We start from the raw sequence: 26,722 nt of genomic DNA, 5'->3' as shown, positions 1-26,722 counted from the left end.
GAATAGTCGGGCTGGCGATAAGCTGCACGTTCTGAAGTTTTTGCGTAAATTTTCCGGACCATTTGTTCCGGATAATAATAAAAAAATCAGCATGGTCAGTGTGTTAGAAGTTCCTTCGTTTACATTGCTGTCATAAAGCTGACATAAAACTCGCGAAGAATTGCAGCCGTTTCCAGTTAATGCCGGTAGCGCCATTTTCTCTGTTTTGATGTTGCTACCGTTTGTCGATTATGACCAGGGGAAAAGCCAAATCTCCAAAGTGCATGGCTTTTCCCCGGTCAGAATCACAAAAACATACCTGTAAGAAGAATAAGAAGGCAGGTTGTTGCAGCCACAGTGGTCAAATTTGCGGTCACCTGGCGTCAGAAAACTTACCAGCCAACAAGCAATTGTTGGCTGGTTCCTTTCCGTTGTATCAGAGGGAAGTGGCGGTTTATCTGTGAAAAATAAGACTGGATAGTATTTCTTTAGAGTGAATGTTTCTTCCGGGTTAAGTCACCGGATAGTTCGCTCTGAATCGTGATGTGCGTGAAGTTGAAAACGAAAGTGTCATGAACTGTCACATTTCTGAGGTCATGGCCAGTCAGCATCACGGGAAAGTAGTTATCTTGATCCGTTGGACAAAAATAAAAACCCAACGTTCAGAGAGTTTTTAAAAAACGATAGGGAAACACACATGTTCACTAAAAGTAAGTTCAATCGCATTGCGATGGCTGTTGCGCTTTCAGTAGGCGTAGCATCTGCTGCAGTTGCAGCCGAAGGCCAGTCTTCTGCGATGCGTGGTGTAATTTCGGGTCCTCAGGGTAATCCTGCAGCGGGCAGTGTTATTACTATTCTTCACCAGCCTTCCGGTACGGTAAAGGAAGTGACTGTAAATGCTGACGGTCAGTTTTCTGCCCGTGGTCTGCGTGTTGGCGGTCCTTACACAATTATTATCGAGTCTGATAAGTTTCAAAGTGCCGTTATTGAAGATGTCTATCTGGACATCAACGATGCATTCGTTCTTGACCAGGCTCTGGAAGCCCAGGGCGACGTAGAACGTATCACTGTTACCGGTGCACGTGATTTCTTCGCTAATAAAGGTTCAAGCTCAGTGTTCGGTCAGGAACAGCTGAACAAAATGCCTACCTTTAATCGTGATATCAAAGACGTACTGCGTGCTAACCCGCTGGCAGTCGTAGACGGTGACGAACTGTCAGTAGCCGGTTCAAACCCTAAGTACAACGGACTGACAATCGATGGTGTGGGCGTAAACGATACTTTTGGTCTGCAAGGCAATGGTTACCCTACTAACCGTCCGCCAATTTCTCTGGATGCAGTATCTCAGGTCTCTATCGATTACTCTCCGTTCAGTGCCCGTGCCGGTAAATTCGGTGGCGGTAACATCAGCGTAGTCACTAAATCAGGTACTAACGAATTCCACGGTACAGCTTTCATTGAGAATGTTCCATGGACTGGTGATGCGAAAGACAATCGCCTGAATCCGGGCAACGAAATTGAAGTGAGCAACGACGAAGAGTCTTACGGCTTTACTGTTGGTGGTCCGATCCTGAAAGACAAATTGTTCTTCTTTGGTGCCTATGAGCATTGGGAAGAAGATGTAGCCTTCGATTATAACCTCAGCAATCTTGAAGGTTCTGGTCATGATGTGACTAATGCCGAAGTGGATCAGGTAGTTAGCATTCTGCAAAATACCTATGGTCTGACTGATTCAATCGGTGGTGCACCAGCGCCAAACGAAGATGAAAAAATTCTGATCAAACTGGACTGGAACATCAACAGCGACCATCGTGCTGATTTCACCTACAGCGACCAGGATACCTCTGAACTGAATGGCTATACCCAATATTCAGACACAGTAAGTCTGTTATCTAATCAATGGACTATGGCACAGACCAACCGCTTCTACACCGGTCACCTGTATTCAGACTGGTCTGCGGATTTCCAGACTGAAGCTTCTTTGTCTTACAAAGAATACAAGCAAGCATCTAACACCAACTCCAACTGGGGTGAAATTAACATTCGTACTGCAGACGGTACCATCGTTGCAGGTCAGGACGAAAACCGTCAGGCCAACGAACTGGCTAACGAAGTCTGGAACTTCGGTCTGCACGCTACCTATCTGGCTGGCGACGTAGAGTACAAGTTCGGTGTTGAAATTGAAGATACCTGGAACTACAACCTGTACGGTCGTGACTCTGCCGGTACCTGGACCTTCGACAGCATTGAAGACTTTGAGAACAAAGCGCCTTCTTATGTTGAATACTCCAATGCCTACACCAACAACGTGCAAGATATTGCCTACGACGTAAGCAGCACTCAGTACTCATTGTACGGTGATGCGACCTTCGAACTGTTTGATGATTTTGAAGTGACTGCCGGTCTGCGTTATGAGTATCTGACAATTGACGATACGCCACAGGAAAATGCTAACTTCGTAAATACTTACGGCTTCTCTAACACAGAGAACATGGACGGCTTCAACATCTTCCTGCCGCGTGTAAGCTTTAACTACGACGTCACTGAAAATCTGACTATCCGTGGTGGTATTGGCCGCTTTACCGGTGGTATGCCTCTGGTTTGGGTATCCAATGCTTATACCAACGATGGTGTGACTAAAGACGGCGCGACATCTTCTTCCATCGATGCATCAGAAGTTGATTTCACTACTGTACCGGCATCTCTGCAGGCTGAGCTTGCGCAAGGCGCTGGTAGCACTAACCAGATCGATCCTGATTTCGAACTGCCTTCAGACTGGCGTTATAACATCGCCGCTGATTACACCTTTGATATTCCGGGTGTAGGCGAAGACTTCGCGTGGACTACTGAGTTTACCTATACTGATAAGCAAAACGCAGCATACTGGGTTGACCTGTCCCGCGTAGACAATGGCAGACGTACTGCTGATGGCGGTCGTATTATCTGGGACAGCGTGTATGACGGTACTGAGTACGAAGGTAACTATGATCTTCAACTGACTAACTCAGACGATGGCGGTCGTAATATTCTGCTGACTACCATGCTGAACAAATCATGGGATAACGGTATCAAGTGGAGCGCAGCTTACACTTACACTGATATCACTGAAGCAAACCCGGGTACCAGCTCTACCGCTGAGTCTAACTACCAGTACGAAGTGGGTGTTAACCGTAACGTTCCTATGGTTGGAACTGCTTACTACGAGATTAAGCATCGTCTGGTTATGACTTTAGGCTACGATCACGAGTTCTTCAGTGGTTACAACACTAACGTAACTATGTTCTTTGAACGTCGTTCAGGCCGTCCTTTCTCCTGGACTCTGGGCGCGTACAACGATGTTGGTCTGGGTGATCAGTATACCTTCGCTGGTTCAGATACCTATCTGCCTTATGTACCAACAGGTGCAGATGATCCTGCTGTAGATTGGGCGAACAGTTCTCTGACTTACGAAGAAGTAATGGCATTTGCTGAAGCTGCCGGTATTGCCGGTGCTGCGGGTGGTTATCCTGATAAGTATACTTCTACTCAGCCTTGGGTAACGACAATGGACCTGTCTATTTCTCAGGAAATCCCGGGCTTTGTTGAAGGTCATAAAGGTAAGTTTTACCTGAACATCGACAACTTTGCTAACCTGCTGAACGATGAGTGGGGTCAAACTTATGACCTGTCATATCCGCAGAACCTGCTGTATGACTACGACATCAACGAAAATGGTCAGTACGTTTACGATGAAGCGTATGGCGGTACTAACCTGAGCAACTTCGACTCGTTTGATTCTATTGAGTCAACCTGGCGAATCAAGGTAGGCGTGAAGTACATCTTCTGATAAGAGATGACTAACGGATTATAATAATAATAACCTGACGACAGTCCATTCAGAGCCAGCTTTCTTCCGGATAGCTGGCTTTTTTCTTTATGTTTTTTTCCTCCGCAATATACCTCTTCGATACAAAATCTCTCTTGTAATAAATATGACACAAAATATTGCTTCACTAGGACCGTTTTATGTCAGTAAACCGTAAATTTCTGCTGGATAGCGCAAATAATGTCCAGTAATATTAAACGGGGTCGGCGCATGAAATGCCAAAATTTTCCGGCAACCTGGCTACGTATTTTTTCATTTGTACGGAACCGGCTGGGAAGAGCCATAGATTTGCGTCGAAAACGACAGAAAAAGCATTTTAGTAAAAAAGGATTTTAATCGTTGTCTTGGCAGTTTCAGACCAGTTGGTCTGATTGGCCTATACGCTGTACAGGAACCAACACGGCAAGCTGTTTTTGTCATAAAAGTGTCATCCTGTGTGGGTACTCAGGTCTTAACCGCTCAGCACGATATGCCTGCAGGCATCCTGAATGCGGATAAATTAAAATACTCAAGGGAAAACACACATGAACACACCCGTTAAACTCACGCGCATTGCGCTTGCAGTGGCATTGTCCGTTGGTCTTACCGCTGCAGCCGTTGCACAAGAGACATCGTCATCGATTAAAGGTAGCATTGTTGGTCCTATGGGGAACCCTGCACCTGACACAGTTATCACCCTGAAGCACATCCCAACAGGTGCTGTGAAAACCATCTCTACTAACTCTGCAGGTCAGTTCTCACTGAGTGGTCTGCGTGTTGGTGGTCCATATGAAATTACTGTGGATTCTGACACCTTCAATGACACTAAAGTGTCTGACATCTACCTGACTCTGGGTGAACCACTTAACTTTAATTATCAGCTCGAAGAATCCAGTAACATTGAAGTTATTCAAATCACAGCTTCTCAGCTGGGTGCTGCTGCATTCGGTAAAATGGGACCGTCAGCGAGCTTCGATCTTGAGTCGATGAAAAGTGCGCCGGCTATTAACCGTAACATCACGGATATCATTCGTATTGACCCGCGGGTTTACGTTGACGAAACCCGTGGTGACTCGAACCCTGTTCAGTGTGTGGGTAAATCTAACCGCTTCAACAGCCTGACTGTTGACGGTGTAAAAATGAATGACTCCTTTGGGTTAGGCTCAAACGGTTATCCGACTATCCGTATGCCTTTCTCTTATGACGCTTTAAGTCAGGTTACCGTAGAAATTGCACCTTTTGATGTAATCTACTCTGGCTTTACAGGTTGTAATATCAATGCCGTTACGAAGACCGGTACCAACGAAATCCACGGTGGCGCTTTCTACGATTACGGTTCTGATTCTCTGCAAGGTGACTCACTGGAAGGTGATTCTATTGCTTCTCCAAGCTACAGCGATAAGCGTTACGGCTTTAATGTAGGCTTTCCGCTGCTTAAAGATACTGTGTTCGGTTTCGTTTCATATGAAAAGTATCAAGGTTCAAGCATCTTTACCCGTGGCGCAATTGGTTCCGGTGCCATTAATGAAGTTGGCCTGCGTCAGGAAGATCTGGATGAAATCGTCCGTATTTCTAACGAGCTGTACCAGTATGACCCGGGCCCGGTGCCTACCAGCATTCCTGAAGAAGATGAAAAGCTGCTTGTTCGTCTTGACTGGAACATCAATGATGCACACCGTTTGAGCTATACCTACAACTATAACGACGGTAACTTCTTTGCTGAGTCCGATGGTGATCTGGATGAATTTGAACTGCAAAACCACCTGTACGAAGTAGGGACTGAATTACAATCTCACGTACTGTCACTGTACTCTGACTGGAACGACAAATTCTCTACCGAAATCCGTTACTCTTACCTTGATGTTGATAACCGTCAGAACTCTCTGGAAAACCAGACCGGTGCTGTTGGTGGTATGAACTTCGGTGAAATGCAGATTTACGTTGAGAACCCGGATACCGGTGAAGAAGTTACTGTGTATATCGGTGGTGACGACAGCCGTCAGGCTAACGATTTGAACTACGATGTGACGGGTCTTATTCTTCGTGGTTATTACGCTCTGGATAATGGTCATGACCTGACATTCGGTTACGAGCGCGAAGCTCTCGATGTATTTAACGTGTTCGTTCAGCACACTGAAACAGAAATGCGTTTCTACGGCGGTATTGAAGCATTTGAAGCGGGTTTACCGGGTGCGATTTACTACAACAACGCACCATCCGGCGATCCTAACGATGCAGCTGCGGTTTGGAGCTATGAAATTAACGCACTGTATCTGGAAGACGAGTTTGCCTTTAACGATGACCTGACTCTGACAGTCGGTTTACGTTATGACTGGTACACCACAGATTCAGCGCCGGAAGAAAATGCAGAATTCGTAGAAAGCTACGGTTTCTCTAACAGCGGAACGCTGGATGGCGAAGGTCTGCTGCAGCCACGTATCGGCTTTAATTATTACCTGAACGACAGCACTGAACTGCGTGGTGGCTTGGGTCTGTTCTCTGGTGGTAACCCTAACGTTTGGTTATCTAACAACTTCTCAAACAACAACGTATTGCAGTTTGGTGCCCGTGGCCGGGACTACGGTTACACAGACGGCTCACGCTCACTGTTTGACGCAGACGTGGTGTATCTTGGCGTAGAAGACGGTGTACCAGCCGGTCCCGGTTATGGTATTCCATCTGAAATGTACAATGCCGTTGCTGCAGGCACCGGAGCGAATAACGAAATCAACTATCTTGACCCTGATTTCGAAATTCCGTCAGAGCTTAAAATGGCACTGGGCGTGACTCACCAGACCGAAGACAACTATATCCTTCAGGCCGACCTGTTAGTGTCCCGCACACAAAACCAGGCAATTGTTTTGCGTGGCGACCTGGACCAGGTGGGTACTACAGATGATGGTTATGCCATTTACGAAAGCAACCGTGTTGGTTCTTTTGTACTGACTAACTCTGATGTTGAGTCTACCTCTTACACAGTATCTTTCGGTGTAATGAAGCAGTATGAAAACGGCATCAACCTGGCCGGTGGTTATGCGTATAACCATGCTGAAGACGTTCAGCCTATGACCAGCTCTGTGGCGTTCTCTAACTATCAGTACCGTGCATTTACCTCGCCAAATGAGCAGGTTTCTTCGCTGTCTGATTACAACATTGAACACCGTTTCACGCTGAATGTGAGCTATGACATCGAACTGATTGATGGTTACCCTACAACTCTGGGCGCCTTCGGTCTTATTCAGTCTGGCAAGCCATACAGCTACACGCTGTCCCGAGACGACTCCAACGGCGTATTCGGCTTTACACCATACCTGGACAGTAATAACGTGCTGCCAGTTGGCGGAGAGCGTAACGGCGAAGACGGTTCATGGTGGAACAAGATTGACCTGCGTTTAACTCAGCAACTGCCTGGTTTCACAGATGGTCACAGTGCCAGTGCATTTATCGTATTTGATAACTTCACTAACTTCCTGAACGACGACTGGGGTGTCGCTGAGCGTGTACTTTTCAACACTGTTGAAGTCGGTGCCTCAGAACCTGAAGCCCGTATGGGTGATGCGTCTCTGTGGGAAGTACGTGTAGGTGTTAACTACAACTTCTAATCTGACAACAGGAAGCTCAGCTTCTTAACTCAGAAAAAAGCATATAAACCGCCGTTTTTACGGCGGTTTTTTTAAGCTTAAAGAAAAACTACCTCAGCATTTACCCTCCGGCAGTTTCAGCATTGCTTTCATCAAGATTACCCAAACCACCACCCATCACACGGTAGAGAGTGATGCGGTTACTTAAATCAATTAACTGTGTAGAAATCAGCGACTGCTGTGCACTGTAAAGAGTGCGTTGTGAGGTGAGGGCATCCTGGAAACTGTTCACGCCATTTTCATAGCGGGCCAGTGACAGGCGGTAACTGTCTGATGCGACATCTACCAGATCCTGTTGCGCACCAAGCTGACGGGCAATGGTGCCTCGTCTTGCCAGTGCATCTGCCACGTCAGAAAATGCGGTTTGGATGCTGTATTCATAAGCGGCAACCATTTTGTCCCGATTGGCCTTCGCGTAATCAAGTTGCGCATCGTTGGCGCCACCAGTGAATATTGGCACCGATACTGAAGGGATAAGACTCCAGATTGTGGACGCGCCACCGCTAAAAATGTCTGCCAGCACATTACTGGCCAAGCCGCCGGTCGCGGTTAGCGTAACAGACGGGAAGTAGTTTGCCCTGGCGGCACCAATATCTGCATTGGCTGATTTAAGGTTATGCTCAGCGGCAAGTATATCCGGTCTGTAGAGTAAAATGTCGGACGTCAGCCCTGCCGGGATCACGCTAATGAAATCATCGCTCTCCGGCAGACCATCAGGTAACCATTGCTTATCTATGCCACTGCCTGCGAGTAACATGAGCGCATTAATATCCTGTGCGACCTGCGTGGTGTAGCTGGCAATATCTGCCATTGCAGTGTGGTAGGTGGTTTGCGCATCCAGCACATCCACTTTTGAGTCGACGCCCAGCTCATTACGGCGGCGGGTGATCTCCATGGCTTTCTGTGCGTTTTGTGCGGTTTCTTCCGCCAGTTTCAGCAAGCTCTGATCCGACGCCAGCGTCAGCCAGGCATTGGCGGTTTCGGCAATAAGCGTGATCTTTGCCGCTCTGGCTGTTTCCACAGAATAAAGCCAGCTTTGCTTATCAGCTTCGGTTGCGCTCTGATTCTTGCCGAACAAATCAATTTCGTATCCGCTTAGGCCGGCATCAGCTTCATAGCTGGTGCTAACGGAGCCGTCTGACGATTTCGCCCGCGTACCGGTTACACTCGCATTCAACGTAGGAAACAATTCAGCCCGCTGAATGCGGTAGGTGGCTCTTGCTGCCTCTACATCTGCAAGGGTTTGTCGTAAATCGCGGTTGTTATCCAGTGCCGTCTGAATCACTTTCTGCATTCTGCTGTCGGTAATAAACGACTGCCAGGGAAGCTGCAAAATGGCGTCAGCATTCTGCAGCGACGTTTGTTCAACATTCGTTGAATCAGTGTAAGCCTCGCCTGCCGGCCACTCAGAGGGCACCGGTGATGCAGGGCGCTCATAATCCGGCGCCAGGGTTGCGCAGCCGCTCAGCGACAGGGCGACAACGACGGCGCACAGAGATATCTTGCTAAAATGACGTGTAGGTTGCATTGATTACTCCTTATCCGCAGCAGTGTCATAAACGGGTTTTCTGGCCGGAAACGCAGTTCTTACCAGTACGAAAAACATGGGAATGAAGAATATGGCCAGCAAAGTCGCGGTTAGCGTACCGCCCAAGATACCTGTTCCGATGGATATCCGGCTGTTTGCTCCTGCACCCGATGCGATAACAAGGGGGAAAATACCAAAGACAAAGGTAAGCGAGGTCATAATGATCGGGCGCAGACGTTGTGCTGCTGCCTGAATGGCGGCATCCATGGCGCTTTGCCCTTTTTCATAAGCGGCTTCGGCAAACTCAACAATCAGGATGGCATTTTTAGCGGATAACCCGATGGTGGTCAGCAGCGCAACCTGAAAGTAAACATCGTTTTCAAGGCCACGGAAAGTGGCAGCCAGTGCTGCACCAATTAATCCTAGCGGAATAACCAGCATTACCGAGAATGGAATAGACCAGCTTTCGTAAAGTGCTGCCAGTGCCAGAAAGACTACCAGAATAGAAATGGCGTACAGGTAGACAGATTGCCCGCCGGACAGATTTTCCTGATAGGACAATCCGGACCAGGCATAGGTCACCTTGCCGTTACCCACTTCATCTGCAAGGCGCTCCATTTCCGCCATCGCTTCGCCGGAACTGACGCCCGACGCTGCGCTGCCTTGAATCTCATAGGAAGCCAGGCCGTTAAAGCGGCTTAAGGTTTGCGGCATCTGCGACCAGGAAACACTGGAAAAGGCACTGAATGGTGTCATGGTGGTGTTGCCGTCACTGTCAGTACCACGCACGTGCCACTGGCGCAAATCTTCCGGTTTGGCGCTGTAGTTACTGTCGCCCTCAATGTAGACTTTTTTCACCCGGCCGCGGTCAAGAAAATCGTTCACATAAGAACCGGCCCAGGCCGAAGATAAGGTGTCGGCCACATCTGACAAACTTAACCCCATGGCAACCGCTTTCTCGTTATCAATATCGATATCCAGTTGCGGGGTTTCACTTAGCGTACCTTCACGCACACCACTCAGCAGCGGATTGGTGCGGGCTTGTTGTAAAATAGCATTCTTTATTTCTGTCAGTTCGTCACGGGTTGTGCCCGCTGCTGCCTGCAACTCAAAGGTAAAGCCGTTACTTTGACCGAGACCCTGAATCACCGGCGGCAGCATAGCTATAACACTGCCATCGCGGAGCTCGCTCATCTTCATCATCAGGCGACCGGCAATGTCTGATGCCGATTCACCGTCGCCGGTTCTTTCGTCCCAGTCTTTCAGTGACAGGAAGCCCATACCTGCGTTCTGGCCGCTACCGGAAAAGCTGAAGCCTGAAACTGTAAAGAAGTGATCAACCAGATCCGATTCCTCTTCCTGAATATAAGTCTGAATTTCATCGGCAATGGCGGTGGTACGGGTAATCGATGCACCGGCAGGTAAGTTAAACATCACCATTACATCACCCTGATCTTCTTCTGGCAAAAAGCTGGAAGGGAGTTTCACCATCATCAGGCCCATCACCGCAATAATTACCACATAACCGGCCAGCCAGAATTTAGGGCGCTTAATCGCCGATACCGCACGCAGGTTATATTTGTCGGCAAACTTATCGAACATACGGTTAAACCAGCCGAAAAAGCCCCCTGTCTGACGGCTTGCGCCGGTATCTTTTAGCAGTGATGCACACAGCATTGGGGTTAGCGTTAACGCTACAAATACCGATAACAGCATGGACGAAATCACGGTTACCGAAAACTGACGGTAGATAACGCCGGTTGAACCACTGAAAAAAGCCATAGGCAGGAACACGGCGCAGATCACAATGGATGTACCGATAAGGGCAGAGGTGATCTCTTTCATAGATTGGATCGTGGCATCCCGGGGCGACATCTTTTCCTCTGACATCAACCGTTCCACGTTTTCAATTACTACGATGGAGTCATCTACCAGTAAGCCGATGGACAGCACCAGGCCAAACATAGTCAGGGTATTAATGGAGTAGCCCATTGCGGCCATGATGCCGAATGTACCCAAAAGCACCACGGGCACGGAAATGGTCGGGATAATTGTTGCCCGCCAGTTTTGCAGGAACAACCACATGATCAATACCACCAGAACAATGGCAATAATCAGGGTTTCCACGACTTCCAGAATCGATAACTTGATAAACGGGGTAGCGTCTTTCGGAAACGCCATTTTGTAGTTGTCCGGGAAATTCTTTTCCAGATCACTCAATACCGCTTTAACCCGTTCTGATGTATCCAGCGCATTGGCACCGGGAGCCAGCATAATGGCAATACCGGATGCAGGATGACCGTCGAGACGGGGAACAGCTGTGTACGATTCACTGCCCATTTCAACACGGGCAACCTGAGATAACCGTACATCGGTGCCCTGGCGGTCAGACTTCACAATGATGTTTTTAAAATCGGAAACACTCTGCAGCATGGACTGAGCCGTTACGGTAGCATTCAGCTCCTGCGTATCGGGAGAGGGCATGTCACCGATTTTACCGGCGGGTACCTGCACGTTCTGGGCGCTCAGGGCGGAGGTAATATCTGAGGGCATCAGTTCGTATGCCGCCAGCTTTGCCGGGTCGAGCCATATGCGCATGGCATACTGGGAACCGAACACGTTGATGTCACCCACACCTTCAGTACGGGCAATGGTGTCCTGCATGTTTGAGGCGATGTAGTCGGAGATGTCAAACTCAGAGTCCGCATCGGTTTCATCGTAAACGGCGGCAATAAGCAGCATATCGCTTTGCGATTTGGTTACCGTCACGCCTTCAGATTGCACGGCAGAAGGCAAGCGGGAGTTCACCTGTTGCACTTTATTCTGAACCTGTACCTGCGCGTAATCGGCATCCGTTCCCTGCTCAAATGTCAGCGAGATACTGGCACTGCCGCTGGATGAGCTGGAGGAAGAAAAATAAAGCAGTCCATCCAGACCCGTGAGCTGCTGTTCCAGTACCTGGGTAACGCTGTTCTCCACGGTCTGGGCGTCGGCACCGGAATAGTTGGCACTGATGCTCACAGTAGGTGGCGCAATATCCGGGTATTGGGCAATGGGTAAAGAGAGTATGGAAGCGGTTCCCGCCAGCATAATAATAATGGCGACAACCCAGGAGAATACGGGCTTATCTATGAAGAATCGGGCGAACATTACTCATTTCCTTCCTGATTTTTTGCTTTCGGCGCTGCCACTCTGCCATCTTCGTTCAGCGTGACTTCAGTAACGGTGATGTCTGCGCCGTCCTGTAAACCGTCGATGCCTTCCACTATCACTTTTTCACCGGCCTTGATGCCGGACTCAGTCAGCCATTTATTACCGGTGGCTTCCTGTAAGGTCAGCGACCTTTTCACTGCTTTACTCCCTGAAGCTACCCAGGCGAAAGCATTGCCTTTATTGTCAAACTGCACGGCTTGCTGGGGTACAAGAATCGCGTTTTCGTCTACCGCTATGGTGACTTTGGTGCGGATAAACATGCCAGGCATGAGAATGCCGTCCGGATTGGGAAAAGTCGCCCGTAGGGTAATAGAGCCGGTTGCTTCATCAACAGCGACTTCATGCATAGTGAAGGAGCCGGTTTCATCATATTCAGTATTGTTTTCCAGCATGGCGATAACATCACTTGAGCCGGATGTTACGCCCTCACGCTGCATCATGGCACGGCGCTCAAGCACACCTTCGCTGGTTTCTGTCATATCTATATAAATCGGGTCGAGTTTGCGAATGGTGGTTAACGCCGTGTCCTGGCCCTGAGTAAGCAATGCGCCTTCGGTCACATTAGAAATACCGGTACGGCCACTGATGGGGGCAGTAATGCGGGTGAAAGCAAGATTAACGTTGGCAGAATCCAGCGCTGCTTGGGCTTTCGCCAGTGAGGCCTGCGCAACCAGATAGTCTGAATGGGCGTTATCGGCATCTTGTTGGGAAATGCCTTCTATCTTTAACAGGTTCTGGTAGCGCTCATCAATAAGCCGGGTTGACTCCACAGACGCTTTGGCGCTCACCAAGTCTGCTTTGGCTTCGTTTACGCTGGCGCGATAGGTTGAATCGTCAATCTGATAGAGTAGTTGCCCTTTTTCTACAAAACTGCCTTCTTCAAACAAACGCTGTTCGAGCACGCCGCCGACCTGTGGCCTGACCTGAGCGGTTTGTTGTGCAACAACACGGCCTTGCAGCGTGCGGGTAATCGGGAACGTTTGTGTGGCTATGGTAATTGCACTAACGGCGGTGGCGCGGGGCGCAGAGCTTTGATTTTGTGTTGTGTCACTGCAGGCTGAAAGGGTAAGCAGGCTGGTGAGAACACAGAGGGTGGTGGCGATCTTCATGGCGATTCCTTGTTTAATCCGGAGCTGACGGCACTAAGCGCTTTCCCGTCAGTTTGCTGAAGCAGAGTGTATCGACAAGGAGGGTTAAGGCAGGGTTAACGCGGTTTTATGAGAAGGCAAATTAGCGAAAAAGCGGGACGAATTTACTCATTCACCGGCGTTTTTGCCGTGAATGAACGCGCCATTTACAAAGGGGGTACAATGCTGAAGGAATAAAAAAAGCACCTGAAAAGGTGCTTTGTGCAATAGCAACTGTGTCAGACGTTTTCGAACAGGTTCTCTACGCGCTGACGAATTTCTTCGATACGGGTGACGTCAGCCGGGGCGATAAAAATCGTATCATCACCGGCAATGGTACCCAGCACGCCGTCTTTCTGACTCAGAGAGTCAAGCAATCTTGCGATAAGCTGTGCGGCACCGGGGCTGGTTCTTATGATTACCATCACATTATTGTGTACAATGTCGAGCACGAGCTGTTTAAGCGGACTTTTCGCCGTAGGCATGCCAAGTTCAGGTGGTAAACAGTAAACCATATCACCGCGGGCATTTCGCGTTCTTACCGCGCCGAATTTACTCAGCATACGGGACACTTTTGATTGGCTGATGTTATCAAAACCCTGTGATTTCAGTGCTTCAACGATTTCACCCTGAGACCCGAAGCTTTCTGCTTTCAGGATCTCTTTGAAGGCTTTGATCATCTTTTCTTGTTTTACGTTAGCCATATTTTCCTGTCGTATTTGGTGTTTAAGGGTACAAACCGCTATTATTGTGCCGTAGTCATCACATTTAAGCAATATTTATGCATATCCATTCAAATTATTGCATAATCTTGCGGCTTATACCCATTATGCATGCATAAGACCATTGGGTGATTGAGTTTTTTTACGCGTTGATTTACTGTGACGCTCCGTTTTTTTGACGAGTAACTATTCCATAGGAGAAATGGTATGAAAGTAGCCGTGTTAGGTGCTGCCGGTGGTATTGGTCAAGCGCTGTCATTGTTGTTGAAAACACAATTGCCAGCAGGTTCTGAATTAGCGTTATATGACGTTGCGCCAGTTGTTCCTGGTGTTGCTGTTGACCTGAGCCACATCCCCACCGCGGTGAAAGTTACCGGTCATGGTAAAGATGATCTGGCTGATGCGCTTACCGGTTGTGACGTTGTTCTTATTCCGGCCGGCGTTCCGCGTAAGCCTGGTATGGACCGTTCTGACCTGTTCAACATCAATGCCGGTATCGTTAAGAACCTGATTGAAGGTGTTGCTGATAACTGTCCTTCTGCTTGTGTTGGTATTATCACTAACCCTGTAAACACTACTGTTGCTATCGCTGCTGAAACGCTGAAAGCAAAAGGCGTTTACGACAAGAACAAGCTGTTCGGTGTTACTACTCTGGATGTGATCCGTGCTGAGACTTTCGTGTCTGAACTGAAAGGTCTGGACGTATCAAGCGTACATGTTCCTGTAATCGGTGGTCACTCCGGTACGACTATCCTGCCTCTGCTGAGCCAGGTTGAAGGTGTTTCTTTCACTGACGAAGAAGTAGCAAGCCTGACTACACGCATCCAGAATGCAGGTACAGAGGTTGTTGAAGCGAAAGCTGGCGGCGGTTCTGCGACGCTTTCTATGGGTCAGGCTGCAGCACGTTTCTGTCTGTCTCTGGTTGCTGCAATGCAAGGTGAAAACGTTGTTGAGTACACCTATGTACAAACTGACGACAGCGATGACGCGGCATTCTTCGCACACCCTGTACGTTTAGGTCCTAACGGCGTTGAAGAAATTCTGCCATACGGCGAGCTGAGCGCTTTCGAACAAAAGGCGAAAGACGACATGTTGGAAGGCCTGCGTGGCGACATCAAAATTGGTGTTGAATTCGTAAACGGCTAATCCCGTTTCAATAATGCATTGAAAACCGGCTTTCAAAAGCCGGTTTTTTTATGCCCTGATTTCAGGCACAGAATGAATTGTTTGAAAGTACAGGATGATTTAAGGATGACTGCGTTCCACAGCGATATCAGAGCGACTTAATACACATCCCTGTGATAACGGTGGCTGTCGGTTAACTGTTGCACCTGTTCCTCTCCGAGCATCCTGATTAATGTGTGGTGTACGCCTTCACCCATACCATCGTAGCTGCCGCAAACGTATATCTGGCCGTCATTGTTTACCACATCACGCAGCGCATCTTCGCTTTGTTGCAGTGCTTGTTGCACATACATGGGATGGTCCGGACAACGTGAGAATACCCGTTTCACGTTAACATTGGCTGCGTTCAGCGCCTGTGCAGGAATAACTTCTGACAGGATGTCATCATGTTCCCGTGTGCGTTCACCGAATAGTACATAGACCGGTGCTGTATGTTGCTGTTCTGCTGCCTGCATCCACTGAGCACGAATACCTGCCAGTCCACTGCCGGCAGCTATCAGAAGTAGTGGTTTGTTGTTAAGTGTAAGGTGGCATGCGGGGTTTACATGCAACTTAGCTTTAACTGTGTTGTTAATCTTCAACTGCTGTGTCAGCCACCCTGAGGCCAGGCCCTGACTGCCGTCCTCTTTTATCGCCAGCCTTATAATCAATTTAATGATGTTACTTTCGCTGCTTACAGAGGCGATAGTATAGCTGCGGGCGATTTCCCCTGATGTATTCAAAGGCAGTACATCAAGAATATCACCGGCTTGCCATTGCTGAGCATTGTGCCCGGCGTACAGATCGATTTCAAAAAGCGGGTGACGGGGACCACTGTTGAGTTGTCGCCGGCGGATAAGCGTGAAATCCTCATATGCGGGTACAGCCTCACTTGCAGATGAGTATTGTGCCAGTGCGGCAACATCTTCACCTTTACTGTGATCAAGTTTAACCAGTGGTGCAACGGGACTGGCGCCCATTGCATTCAACCGCTTATCAATATGTTCGCCGAAAGCACAGAAATGCGGGTATTTACTGTCTCCCAGCGCAACGACTTCATACTCAAGATGAGATAAATCAGTTTCGTTCCTGCGGGTACGGTTCAGGGCTTTGAAAAATGAACGTCCGTTATCGGGCGGCTCACCATGACCGTAAGTACTTACTACAAATAAAGCCCTTTCAAATTCTTTCAAACGCTCCGGTGTGATGGCTGATAATGGCATCAGCACACCGTGTTTAAATTCACTGTGGTTTGCAGCATATGCTTCTGCCAGTGCCTGTGCGGTGCCAGTCTGACTTGCCCAGGCAATCAGAATGTTGCTTTCCTGAGTGTGCTGCCTCAGCAAATGCTTCCCTTTGTGTTTCCAGAACAGATAGCCAACCCAGAGGGAATAGGCCGCTACCATGAAAAGCCCCGTTAGTAGTCGTTCAAAATCGGTCACAACCAGAATACCTTAATGAATAAAAACCAGCATAATGAAAACAGGGATGAGGAAACCCAGTGCCGTTACAGGCCAGGTTGACGCTTTGTGAGGTGCCTGTTTTATCAGTAATTGCAGTCCGGTGACGGTGAAAATAATCACTACCACAGAAAAGATATCAATAAACCATTGCCACGCTGTGCCGGTATTCCGGCCTTTATGTAAATCGTTAAAGTAAGCTATCCAGCCGCGATCTGAGCCTTCGTACACTAATTCACCCATTTCGGTATCCACCGACAACCAGTGATCCTGACCCGGACCGGGCCAGGAAACATACAGCTCAACACCATCCCATTCTCCTTCCTTATCTGACGGCGGCGTGATGCGCTGAGCGTCAGCCAGCCAATTTCTTAATGAAGCGGGCAGAGCGACAGAGCCTTCAGGCAACTCACTGATATCAGACAGCACATGATCCGGTAATTCCGCCTCAACATTTCTTACCTGCGGGGCGACTTCAATATCCGCCGCGTGATTAAGCGTGATACCGGTTATGGCGAACATGAACATGCCAATCATACAGATGGCGGCTGAGATCCAGTGCCATTGCCGGGCACTGCCAAGGGAAAATCGCATAGTGTTACTCTAATTCGGGAATACAGGCTTTGTAACATAATTCAAAGCAGGATAGGGATATGATAATGGGAATTATTATTTTTTGAAGTGAAGCCGGCCCGCATAGCAGGCCGGTTATCGTCATATCAGAGTAATTTGCTTATCAGAAAGTGTAAGTGATATAGGCACTTGCGCTTCGTCCCGGTTCAGAGAACCGCTGGTAACCGGTACCGCTGACACCTGAGAAGAAACCACCATTACCTGAGCGAAGATTGTCCACAACACCCCAGTTGTAGAACTCCTTATCTGTCAGGTTGTAGATAGCCGCTGTGAGTGTCAGGTTTTCTGTGATCGCATAGAAACCTGTGAGGTCAAACACGGTATAGCTTTGCGGGTAGAAGAAAGGGCCACTGCCGTTATTCAGCGAGGTGAAACTCTTCTGATCAGACTCATCCATTCCGGCTGAATAAACCATGTGGGCTTTAATACCCCAGTTGCGCTCGTCTGAAAGGTAACCAACGCTCACCGTCGCAGAGTCAGGTGCCAGCGTCTCAAGATCATCTCCTTTATCATAAAAGTCGAAATCACCCTCGCTGGCCGGCGTGTATTCAGACAGGTATTCACCGTCCAGGGCAGAATACGTCAGGCGACCGGTAATGTTGTCTGTGAATAAATAAAAGGCACTGAATTCAATCCCTTCAACTTTTATTTCACCGGAGTTCTGTGCCTGGGTATAGACGTCTTCTGTCAGTACTTCACTTGTACAGGTACCGGTGTAGTAACTGCAGGTCTCAATATTTACTTCAGCATCGTAAGGGGTAGAAAAGGTTTCGCTTTGGATGCGGTTTGTATAGTTTGTTCTGAACGCGCTCAGGCTGATAAAGCCTCGTTCGAACTGAGCCAGGTAGCTGATTTCATAGTTAACAGACTTTTCCGCATCCAGGTTCGGATTCGATATTTCGTCAATGTCCTGATAAACCGTGCCGGTAACTGTATCCGTAATTTCTTCGCCGGAGTTAGTACCAAAATAGAGTTCCTGCAGCGTCGGTGCTTTATAGCCCTGACTGATTTTTGCCTGAATTTCCTGACCGGGTATGAATTCATAGCTTAATCCTACTTCACCGATTAGAGCGTTAAATTGTGCATCGGAAACGCTCTGGCCCAGCGGATCGGAAAAACTGTCATTTAATTCCGGCTCATAGTCTGTTTTGTCGTAGCGTGCACCTACATACAGTTTTACTACTTCGTTCAGTGCCATGGTGTCGGCAGCATACGCAGACAGGACATGTTTATCTGATGCAGGAACAAAGCCCTGATCCAGAATAGGGTAACCATCCAGTACCGGGTCGCTGGTGGTTTCACCATCGTAGCGGCGGTCATACATGATGTTTTCTACAGACACAGATTGATAATTCACACCATAAGCAAAGTCATGGTTGATATCTCCCTCAACCGACTTTTTAAGGTCGATATTCAGACTGGTGGAATCCTGTTCAAAGCTGCGATCTTCCTGACGAAGGATCACGGCACCCTGGCTTGAGTAAAGAAAAGAGGTCAGGCCGGATGTGTACAGTTGTTGATAATCTGCTTTCACTTCAATGCTGTCGAAGAAAAGGTTACCGGCATTGTCCTGTTTATAGAAAATACCCGCGCGCTCACGGTTATTTTCGTCATTACTGCTGAAATTGTAATAGCTGGCAGTTTCACCTTCAGCCGGTTCACGGGATAACGGCGTGCCATCTGAAGAGCGGTCAGTTTTTTCGTAAACCACACCAATTTGCGCATCTTCAGATAAGTTATAGGCCAGCTTCAGCAGCACGGCATCTGAAGTGTTATCCATCGGATCGGCCTGTCCACGTGCAGGTCCGGAAATATCTGCACCGTTGCTGTGGGCTTCCGTTTCATTGCCGTCACGACGGGTGTATTGCAACAGGCTTTCAAAATTGCCGGTACGGTTTGCAACAGAGCCGTTGATCAACCATTCGTTTGAACGTGAATCGAAACCGGTTTTGACTCTGCCGCCGGTTGCATCGCCGGACACAGGCAGAAAATCTGCGGCATCATTAGTGACATAGGTTACTGCCCCGGCCAGTGCGCCTGAGCCGTTTGCGACAGCACTTGGACCTTTCGAAATTGTTACGGTTTTAACGTGTTCAAGTTCTACCTGACCACGACTCGAACCGAACATGCCGTAAGCCGCAAAGCTTGACGGGTTAAGAGTTTCGCCCTGAGAGATACCGTCTACGGTTACGGCAACAGCATCGCCTTCCAGACCGCGGATATTGAATCCGTCATCACCGAAGCGGTTTCCCGAATCATTAATTTGAACGCCGGCTTCATAGCGGGCGGTATCTTCGATGTTGGTAATTGATTGTTCTGCCAGCGTTTTAGCATCCAGAGTAACCGCAGTGGATGTCATTTCTTTACTGTCTTCGCTCTGTACTTTGGTTGTGGCGAGTTGTTCTTTTTCTTGTGCGAAAACATTACCAGACAAGATCGCCGTGACTGCAAAAAACAGGGCTGACCGTTTGAAGTTCATGAGTGGCTCCGTGCAATATTAATAAAAGTGCAAATAATTAGTATTTAGATCTAAGTGGCGAAAAAAGGAGAGTTATGCGATGCGCAGAAAAGGTGTTTAACACTATCGCCGCTCAGATTTGATTGAGGATGATATTGATAACAATTCCTATTTGCAATAAGATCGGGAAACTTTTTACAACCTAAGTACTAAAAAATGAAAATAAAATCCTTAGCACTGGCAAGTTCAATGATGATGCTAGCACCCATAGCGAACGCCCACACTCCTTACCTGAAACCGCTTAGTTTTGAGCCGGTTAGCCGTGACTCGATGACCCTGGATGCGTCATTCGCAGAGCAGTTTTTTGTGCCCGAAGTGGCCATCAGTAATGCACCTTTCGAGGTTGAGCAACCCGATGGCAGTATCGTACCGGTAGAAACGGTGGTGAATCTGAAAACCCGTAATGTCCTTGAACAGACACTGGAACAGGAAGGGACCTATAAGTTTTCCACCGGTAAGCGGTTGGGGGCGATTTTTCGCGTTTACGATTTGAATGGTGAGCGCGGTTCGGTGAGAGGAAATGAAGAACCTTTACCGGAAGGGGCTGTGTTGACAGAGCACTTTCAGTCGGTGACCAGCGCGGTTGCCTATGTGACGAAGAAAGGCCCTACTGAAAAAGTATTAGCCGGCACGGGTAAAGGACTGGAGATTGTGCCAGCGACCCATCCTAATGGTTTGTTTGCGGGAGACCGGTTTGAATTCACCCTGCAGTACGAAGGCAAACCACTGGCTGAGCAGACGGTAACGGTGTATTTCGCCAATGATCAGTTCAGCGAAGAAGCAGATTTTCAAAAGTTAACGACCAACTCAAAAGGTGTTGCATCGGCCACCCTGGATAAACAGGGATTGTACTTGCTGCAGGTCCGCGTGAAAGAAGCCGCACCGGAAGGCGAAGCGGTACCGCTTTACAGCTACACAACCACGTTAACGTTAGAAGCTTTTTAAGGAGCCCATCATGAAAACACGTATTTCTTTTATTGCTACAGTTTTAACCCTGCTTAGCTGCACCTGCCCACTGGCCGCCCCTCACAGTGCCAGCGGTATTATTTTAACCTACGATCTGGATGGTAACGAAAAGCTGTCTCTGGAAGAATTTGTTGATGCCCGCAGACAGCGCTTTGCCGCAACGGATACCAACCACAACGGTACCATCGAAGAAGATGAGTATGTTTACGAGTGGGAAGGTCATATGAAAACACGCATGGCGGCTGACAGAAAAGCATCGGTGAAACAGACACATATTCGCTTCAACGCCATAGACAAAGATGACGATAAACAAATCACCAAAGCTGAAATGGATGCAGTGGGCGGTCGGGGCTTTGACTTCATGGATCAGAATAAAGACGGATTGATCCTGGCCTCTGATCCTGACCCGGTACGCGAAGGCCGCAGTGCAGACAGTGATGACAAGCCAAAGCTGGAGCAGCGCCCCATGTTGCGCATGCCGACCACACATAATATCAAAGGCTTCATGGATTTATATGACACCAATGGTGACGGCAAAGTCGATAAGGCTGAATTTCAGGCTGTCAGAGATGAGCAATTTGCCCGCACTGACGAGAATGGCGATAAGGTACTGACTGAGCAGGAATATGTGCTGGAGTTTGAAGACCGTCTGGACGCGCAGTATGAAAAAACCTATGAGGGACAGGTAAAACAAACTTACGTGCGTTTTGGTGTACTGGACAAAGACGAAAGCGGGCATATGACATTTAACGAATACATGCAGTCCGGCTTCCGTTCTTTCAGCCGTTACGATACCACCGGTGATGGTTTCATCACCATCGACGATCCGGCTCCGGTATTTGAACGTGAAAGCAATGATAATGACGACAAGGCAACGCAAACTGCGAGAGTCAGTAATCCATGAAACGTCGCTTCATTGTCTGCCTTCTGAGTGCCTGGACAGCGGCAACTGTTCAGGCCGCCGGTTCAGCTCAACCTGAGCCGGCAAAGCAATCTTTTCACATTCAGCAGCCCGGTTACGACGTCACGGTCATCATGGAAAGTGGCCATGCAAGTGTTGAGCAGGAAGCGCTGAATGCATTGGTGCACGACACGGCAGAGGCTACAAACCCGCAAGGCAGCTTACTGACTAAACTCTCCCGCGGGGGAAAGCATGAATTGCCATCCTGGTTGTATGAGGGCATCGCGAAATGTGAAGCCTGGTTTCAACTGACTGAAGGGAAAGTCAGTTGCCGTAATGGTGCGCTGTACCGTTACTGGGAGCAGTATGTTGCCGGGAACGAGTCTTTGGAACGGCGGGATGCACGGAAACTGGCGAGAGCATCCAGAGTTACGGCAGTGTCATTAACTGCGCCGGCACAACTTACCATGCCGCAGGCTATGCCTGACGGACCATTCTGGAACACAGGCATTATTGGTGATGCGCTGATGGTTAACCGGATTTCCGGTTATCTCACTGAGAAAGCCGGTGCCGGGGCTGCGTTTTCCGTTCAGGTGAACGATACAGTGTCCTTTTACGGGGCGTCGCCGCAGGACCGTATGCTATTTGGTGAACCAGTGGCTGATCATAACGAACCCTTTTCCGGCACGGTCATAAATACTGTCACGAGAAAGGTTGTTGCCGGAGCAAAGGAAGCCGGCGTGCTGGACAGCAGTGATGGCTGGCCTTCCTCCGGTTTAACGTCTCATGTGGTGGCGAAAAATGTGTTTGATGCGGCTCTGGCCGCTCAACTGGCGGTGATAACCACAACGACACAGATGCAGGATTTACTCAGCGACAAACAGGATGTGCTGGTAAAAACCACTGATAAGAAAGGCAGGGTGAATACGTCAGACGGTTACTTTGCCTTCTGGCGGGGGAAGGATGATGCCGGTGTGACTGCGCTGGATATCGATGTGACGCTGCCCCGTTTTAATGTCAGTAATTATCATGGTCCCTATGCGTCGGTATGGCTTACCGGTGAAGATGCTCAGCTGGTGAAAAGCTTATTAATTCGCGGAGACAGCCAGCGCTGGCTGACAGAATTAAGAGTGTGGTGGCGTAAAATTGGACGTACACATGAAGATTTCATTGACGGTTTTGCCGGTGCGACCCGCAAGAACAAGCCTCTGCACGTACACTGGGACGGATTTGACGAACAGGGAAGGCCGGTAACGGATAAGAAGCTTGTGCTGAATGTGGAAGTTGCAAGAGAAGATGGCGGTCGTAACTATCAGAAAATCCCGCTGGACCTGGATGCCCTGATCAAGCAGCCCCTCCATACAGCCGGTAAAGGGGAGATTGGTGACATAACCGTATCGTTGTAAGTGTGTGTGGCGGACAAGCCGCAACAGAAGCAAAAAAGCCGTCATAATGACGGCTTTTGCATTTGGCACCGCCGACGGCGGATTAACCGGTGTTCCGCATACCGATTGCGATACCTGCGATGGTTACCATCATGGCACGTTCCAGCACAGGGTTTTGCGCGTCGTCACCAGTGGCACGGATACGTTCCAGTAACTCAATTTGCAGATAGTGCAGAGGCTGTAAGTAACCGGCGCGGATGTTCATGGACTCTTTACCCATAGGATCTTTATCCATGATGCTTTCCTGGCCTGTAAGACTCAGCAGCGAGTCAATACTTTCCTGCAGCTCATCACGCAGTGCTTTACCGAAGTGTTTCAGTTCCGCAGGTACCAGACGCTCATCATAGGCTTCACTGATTCGCGGATCGGCTTTGTTGAATACCATGTCCAGCATAGACAGACGGGAACGGTAGAATGGCCATTCAGCGAACATTTCCTCAACCACTTTCAGGTCGCTATCCGCTTTAACGGCATCGATGGCGCGCATTACGCCAAGCCATGACGGCAGAACCAGACGGGTTTGCGCCCAGGCGAAAATCCACGGGATCGCACGCAAACTTTCAATCCCGCCCTGCGGCTTACGCTTGGAAGGACGACTACCTAAAGGTAACTTACCCAGTTCCTGTTCGGGTGTAGCAACACGGAAATACGGCACAAAGTCTTTGTCCTGACGAACGGTACCGCGATAGTTATCGCGACCATTTGCTGCCATCTTGGTGATCAGCTCTCGCCATTCCGGTTTTGGCTCCGGTGGCGGGAACAGCATCGCTTCAATAATGGCTGATGCGTAAATGCCCAGACTTTGCTTCGCCAGTTTAGGCATACCGAACTTATAACGTATGGTTTCACCCTGTTCAGTCACACGGAAGCCACCGTCTAACGAGCCCGGAGGCTGAGAGTGAATAGCTGCGTGTGCAGGCAGACCACCACGACCAATCGTACCGCCACGTCCGTGGAACAGGGTCAGTGTGGTTTCAAATTCGTCCGCCACTTTTACCAGCGCTTCCTGAGACTCGTACTGTGCCCAGCCCGCTGCCAGTGCGCCGGCATCTTTTGCTGAGTCAGAGTAGCCAATCATGACAAACTGTTTGCCTTTGATATAGCCACGGTACCAGTCGATAGACAGCAGCTTACGCATGACGGCAGGAGAGTTGTTCAGATCGTCCAGCGTTTCGAACAACGGCGCCACCGGCATTGGCCAGTCTACACCGGCTTCCTGAAGCAGCAACTGCACAGCCATAACGTCAGACGGTTCACTGGCCATGGAAATGATGTAAATGCCGAAGCCTTCCTTGCCGTGCTGGGAAATAACCTTACAGGTATCCAGCACTTCTTTTACGTCGGCAGACGCATCCCACTCGGCAGGGAACAGCGGACGCTTCGAGCTCAGTTCGCGTAACAGGAATGCCTGTTTGTCAGCTTCACTCCACTGCGCGTAGTCACCCAGACCCAGATAGCGGGTGATTTCACTGAATACATCAGCATGACGCTCAGAGTCCTGGCGCACATCCAGTTGCAGCAGGTGAATACCGAAACATTTCACCCGGCGGATGGTATCAAGCAATAAACCGTTGGCGGTTACACTCATGCCACACTCAACCAGAGAGTCGTAACACAGTAACAGCGGCTTCAGCAGTTCATCGTTATGTTGTACCCAATCAGACTGGTCGACTTTTTTGCCGGACAGATAATCTGCAATACCGTCTCGGGTAGCACCACAGCGGCGAACCAGCGGACGCAACAGAGCGCGGTATGGTTCGTTAGCTTCTTCGCCCACTTCTTCACGAAGGGCAGCGCTGCAATCGAACATGGACAGTTCGACCTGTAAGCGGTCGAGGTCAGAGGCAAACAGTTTTGCGGCGCGTTTACGGGCCAGCAGCAGAACCTGCTCAGTTACTTTTGCGGTAACAAACGGGTTACCGTCACGGTCACCACCCATCCAGGAGCTGAAGTGCACAGGTGCTGCATCCAGCGGCAGACTAACGTTGTAATCGGCTTTTAAGCGCTCATCCAGATCACGGAGGAAATCCGGTACGGCTTCCCACAAAGAGTTTTCGATGACGGAGAAACCCCAGCGTGCTTCATCAACAGGTGTCGGACGAACTGAACGGATTTCTTCGGTATGCCATGCCTGACTAATCAGATCAGCGATACGGGTTTCAATACGCGTACGCTCGTGATCATCCAGAGATTCCTGGTGAATGCTTTGCAGGCATTGGGCAAGTTCTTTCTGTTTATGGATTAGCGTACGGCGGGTCACTTCTGTCGGGTGAGCCGTGAGTACCAGGTCGATGTTCAGCTTCGACACTGCTTTTTGTACGTTTTCAACTGACAGATCAGCTTTATCGAGGTGTTTGAACAATGCATCCATAGATGCATCAACACTCATTGCACTGTTGTATTCCTGCTCGGCAATATTACCTAATGTCAGGAACTGTGCGAAAGCTCGTCCGACCGTCAAAAGATCAGAATCCGTCAGATTTTTGAAAATTTCTTTCAGATTTTCGCTACGGGTTGCATCGCCCTGAAATGAAGAACGACCATCTTTTCTGATGGTCTCAATGCGGTCTAACCATTCCTGACCTAGTTCAGCTTTAATGGTTTCGCCAAGGACTTTTCCCAAGTACCGGACTGTGTCTTTCAGTTCGGCATCATAGTGTGATTGCATAGCATCCTCCTACTGTATATGCCCATAACCTTACTTCAAAATTGTTAAACTTGTCTAACCACTTTGAGTTATAAATTAAACCTTAATGAAAAGTTCATTTAACAAATCCCAAGCCCCAAGCATGTTGCAGCCCGATATGATAAACTTGCCGGCAGGTTATTTCTTGGCCTTCAATGTAGTCATAATTAGCCCAAAAAATAAACAAATCTTGTAATTTAATTTCAGGAGTCAATGTGACCGATAAATATACCAGCGTAGAAACGCAAGCAAGTTACGGTGTTGGTTTCCAAATGGGAGAGCAACTTAAATCTAACCCATTCGAAGGCCTTGCGCTAGAAGCAGTTGTAGAAGGGTTAAGCGATGCGTTTAACGGCCAGGCTGCACAGGTTGACACCGATACCCTGCGTAATGCGTTCGGTGAAATCCATCAGCGTATGCAGGCTGCTAAAGCTGAGCAGAGCAAAGCGGTAATCGAAGAAGGTGAAGCCTATCTGGCAAAGAACGCCGAGCGTGAAGAAGTCACTGTGACTGAAAGCGGCCTGCAGTATGAAGTCATCGAAGCCGGTGAAGGCGACAAGCCTGCTGCTGACAGCAACGTGCGTGTTCACTACCACGGTACACTGATTGACGGTTCTGTTTTCGACAGTTCTTACAAGCGCGGTCAGCCTGCTGAGTTCCCGGTGAACGGTGTTATCCGTGGCTGGACTGAAGCACTGCAGCTGATGCCTGTTGGCTCTAAGTGGAAACTGTATATTCCTTACGAGCTGGCCTACGGCGAGCAAGGTGCAGGTGGCGCAATTGCACCGTACTCTACATTAGTATTTGATGTAGAACTGCTTGATATTCTGGGCTAACTGCCTGCTGCGGCAGTCACCGGACTGCCGCTCTTTGCATCTTTGACGACTTTTCTCTT

General features: G+C 48.9%; 15 protein-coding genes. 7 read left to right on the top strand and 8 right to left on the bottom strand.

Features of this window, described 5'->3' with window-relative positions; genetic code table 11:
* Positions 1-676: 676 nt before the first annotated feature.
* Together ACXAGR_RS22515 and ACXAGR_RS22510 are read left to right on the top strand one after the other, a co-directional pair.
* Entirely contained in the window at positions 677-3,805 is a 3,129-nt protein-coding gene (locus tag ACXAGR_RS22515; RefSeq protein ID WP_474852640.1) for a TonB-dependent receptor, read from the top strand.
* A 563-nt stretch (positions 3,806-4,368) separates the two neighbouring features.
* Positions 4,369-7,425, top strand: a complete 3,057-nt coding sequence (locus ACXAGR_RS22510; RefSeq protein ID WP_474852638.1) for a TonB-dependent receptor — start codon at positions 4,369-4,371, stop codon at positions 7,423-7,425.
* Between the two features lie 100 nt (positions 7,426-7,525).
* Here ACXAGR_RS22510 and ACXAGR_RS22505 read toward each other — a convergent pair whose 3' ends face one another.
* The 4 genes from ACXAGR_RS22505 to argR all read right to left on the bottom strand — a co-directional run bounded on the left by ACXAGR_RS22505 (position 7,526) and on the right by argR (position 14,036).
* Positions 7,526-8,992: an efflux transporter outer membrane subunit gene (locus ACXAGR_RS22505; protein WP_474852636.1), complete on the bottom strand. Its 1,467-nt coding sequence runs from the start codon at positions 8,990-8,992 to the stop codon at positions 7,526-7,528.
* A 3-nt stretch (positions 8,993-8,995) separates the two neighbouring features.
* Positions 8,996-12,142 carry an efflux RND transporter permease subunit gene (locus tag ACXAGR_RS22500; protein ID WP_474852634.1) on the bottom strand — a complete coding sequence of 1,049 codons (3,147 nt, stop codon included), beginning with the start codon at positions 12,140-12,142 and terminating at the stop codon, positions 8,996-8,998.
* Positions 12,142-13,314, bottom strand: coding sequence for an efflux RND transporter periplasmic adaptor subunit (locus tag ACXAGR_RS22495; RefSeq protein ID WP_474852632.1), 1,173 nt, complete (start codon positions 13,312-13,314; stop codon positions 12,142-12,144). The genes ACXAGR_RS22500 and ACXAGR_RS22495 overlap by 1 nt, the downstream gene beginning before the upstream one ends.
* Before the next feature lie 257 nt (positions 13,315-13,571).
* Positions 13,572-14,036: a transcriptional regulator ArgR gene (argR, locus tag ACXAGR_RS22490; protein ID WP_119502583.1), complete on the bottom strand. Its 465-nt coding sequence runs from the start codon at positions 14,034-14,036 to the stop codon at positions 13,572-13,574.
* Between the two features lie 225 nt (positions 14,037-14,261).
* Between argR and mdh the strand changes: the two genes are divergently transcribed.
* On the top strand, positions 14,262-15,200 hold the full coding sequence (mdh, locus tag ACXAGR_RS22485; RefSeq protein WP_119502582.1) for a malate dehydrogenase: 939 nt from the start codon (positions 14,262-14,264) through the stop codon (positions 15,198-15,200).
* Positions 15,201-15,337: 137 nt separating this feature from the next.
* On the opposite strand, the gene ACXAGR_RS22480 is transcribed toward mdh, so the two are convergent.
* The 3 genes from ACXAGR_RS22480 to ACXAGR_RS22470 all read right to left on the bottom strand — a co-directional run bounded on the left by ACXAGR_RS22480 (position 15,338) and on the right by ACXAGR_RS22470 (position 19,790).
* Positions 15,338-16,660, bottom strand: coding sequence for an NADPH cytochrome P450 oxidoreductase family protein (locus tag ACXAGR_RS22480; RefSeq protein WP_474852630.1), 1,323 nt, complete (start codon positions 16,658-16,660; stop codon positions 15,338-15,340).
* Between the two features lie 12 nt (positions 16,661-16,672).
* Positions 16,673-17,272, bottom strand: coding sequence for a PepSY-associated TM helix domain-containing protein (locus ACXAGR_RS22475; protein WP_474852628.1), 600 nt, complete (start codon positions 17,270-17,272; stop codon positions 16,673-16,675).
* Positions 17,273-17,414: 142 nt separating this feature from the next.
* Positions 17,415-19,790 carry a TonB-dependent hemoglobin/transferrin/lactoferrin family receptor gene (locus tag ACXAGR_RS22470; RefSeq protein WP_474852626.1) on the bottom strand — a complete coding sequence of 792 codons (2,376 nt, stop codon included), beginning with the start codon at positions 19,788-19,790 and terminating at the stop codon, positions 17,415-17,417.
* 195 nt (positions 19,791-19,985) lie between these two features.
* Between ACXAGR_RS22470 and ACXAGR_RS22465 the strand changes: the two genes are divergently transcribed.
* The 3 genes from ACXAGR_RS22465 to ACXAGR_RS22455 are packed head-to-tail and all read left to right on the top strand — an operon-like array spanning position 19,986 to position 23,102.
* The gene (locus ACXAGR_RS22465; protein ID WP_474852624.1) at positions 19,986-20,774 is read left to right on the top strand and encodes a DUF4198 domain-containing protein; all 789 of its coding nucleotides are present in this window, start codon (positions 19,986-19,988) and stop codon (positions 20,772-20,774) included.
* Positions 20,775-20,784: 10 nt separating this feature from the next.
* The gene (locus ACXAGR_RS22460) at positions 20,785-21,699 is read left to right on the top strand and encodes a calcium-binding protein (protein ID WP_474852622.1); all 915 of its coding nucleotides are present in this window, start codon (positions 20,785-20,787) and stop codon (positions 21,697-21,699) included.
* Complete coding sequence (locus ACXAGR_RS22455) at positions 21,696-23,102, top strand: DUF2271 domain-containing protein (RefSeq protein ID WP_474852620.1); 1,407 nt, start codon at positions 21,696-21,698, stop codon at positions 23,100-23,102. Before ACXAGR_RS22460 ends, ACXAGR_RS22455 begins: the two co-directional genes overlap by 4 nt.
* An 82-nt stretch (positions 23,103-23,184) precedes the next feature.
* Here the strand turns inward: ACXAGR_RS22455 and ppc are convergent, their stop codons facing one another.
* Positions 23,185-25,809 carry a phosphoenolpyruvate carboxylase gene (ppc, locus tag ACXAGR_RS22450; RefSeq protein ID WP_474852618.1) on the bottom strand — a complete coding sequence of 875 codons (2,625 nt, stop codon included), beginning with the start codon at positions 25,807-25,809 and terminating at the stop codon, positions 23,185-23,187.
* 233 nt (positions 25,810-26,042) lie between these two features.
* Between ppc and ACXAGR_RS22445 the strand changes: the two genes are divergently transcribed.
* Complete coding sequence (locus ACXAGR_RS22445; protein WP_474846149.1) at positions 26,043-26,663, top strand: FKBP-type peptidyl-prolyl cis-trans isomerase; 621 nt, start codon at positions 26,043-26,045, stop codon at positions 26,661-26,663.
* Positions 26,664-26,722 lie beyond the last annotated feature (59 nt).

Source organism: Alteromonas sp. ABH4_457 (assembly GCF_056160625.1).
The sequence above is the reverse complement of the archived record's forward strand: the minus strand, read 5'-3'. Positions and strand labels throughout refer to the sequence as shown.

Coding starts and splice junctions, on each gene's coding strand:
- ACXAGR_RS22515 (WP_474852640.1), top strand. CDS start 677: ATGTTCACTAAAAGTAAGTTCAATCGCATTGCGATGGCTGTTGCGCTT.
- ACXAGR_RS22510 (WP_474852638.1), top strand. CDS start 4,369: ATGAACACACCCGTTAAACTCACGCGCATTGCGCTTGCAGTGGCATTG.
- ACXAGR_RS22505 (WP_474852636.1), bottom strand. CDS start 8,992: ATGCAACCTACACGTCATTTTAGCAAGATATCTCTGTGCGCCGTCGTT.
- ACXAGR_RS22500 (WP_474852634.1), bottom strand. CDS start 12,142: ATGTTCGCCCGATTCTTCATAGATAAGCCCGTATTCTCCTGGGTTGTC.
- ACXAGR_RS22495 (WP_474852632.1), bottom strand. CDS start 13,314: ATGAAGATCGCCACCACCCTCTGTGTTCTCACCAGCCTGCTTACCCTT.
- argR (WP_119502583.1), bottom strand. CDS start 14,036: ATGGCTAACGTAAAACAAGAAAAGATGATCAAAGCCTTCAAAGAGATC.
- mdh (WP_119502582.1), top strand. CDS start 14,262: ATGAAAGTAGCCGTGTTAGGTGCTGCCGGTGGTATTGGTCAAGCGCTG.
- ACXAGR_RS22475 (WP_474852628.1), bottom strand. CDS start 17,272: ATGCGATTTTCCCTTGGCAGTGCCCGGCAATGGCACTGGATCTCAGCC.
- ACXAGR_RS22470 (WP_474852626.1), bottom strand. CDS start 19,790: ATGAACTTCAAACGGTCAGCCCTGTTTTTTGCAGTCACGGCGATCTTG.
- ACXAGR_RS22465 (WP_474852624.1), top strand. CDS start 19,986: ATGAAAATAAAATCCTTAGCACTGGCAAGTTCAATGATGATGCTAGCA.
- ACXAGR_RS22460 (WP_474852622.1), top strand. CDS start 20,785: ATGAAAACACGTATTTCTTTTATTGCTACAGTTTTAACCCTGCTTAGC.
- ACXAGR_RS22455 (WP_474852620.1), top strand. CDS start 21,696: ATGAAACGTCGCTTCATTGTCTGCCTTCTGAGTGCCTGGACAGCGGCA.
- ppc (WP_474852618.1), bottom strand. CDS start 25,809: ATGCAATCACACTATGATGCCGAACTGAAAGACACAGTCCGGTACTTG.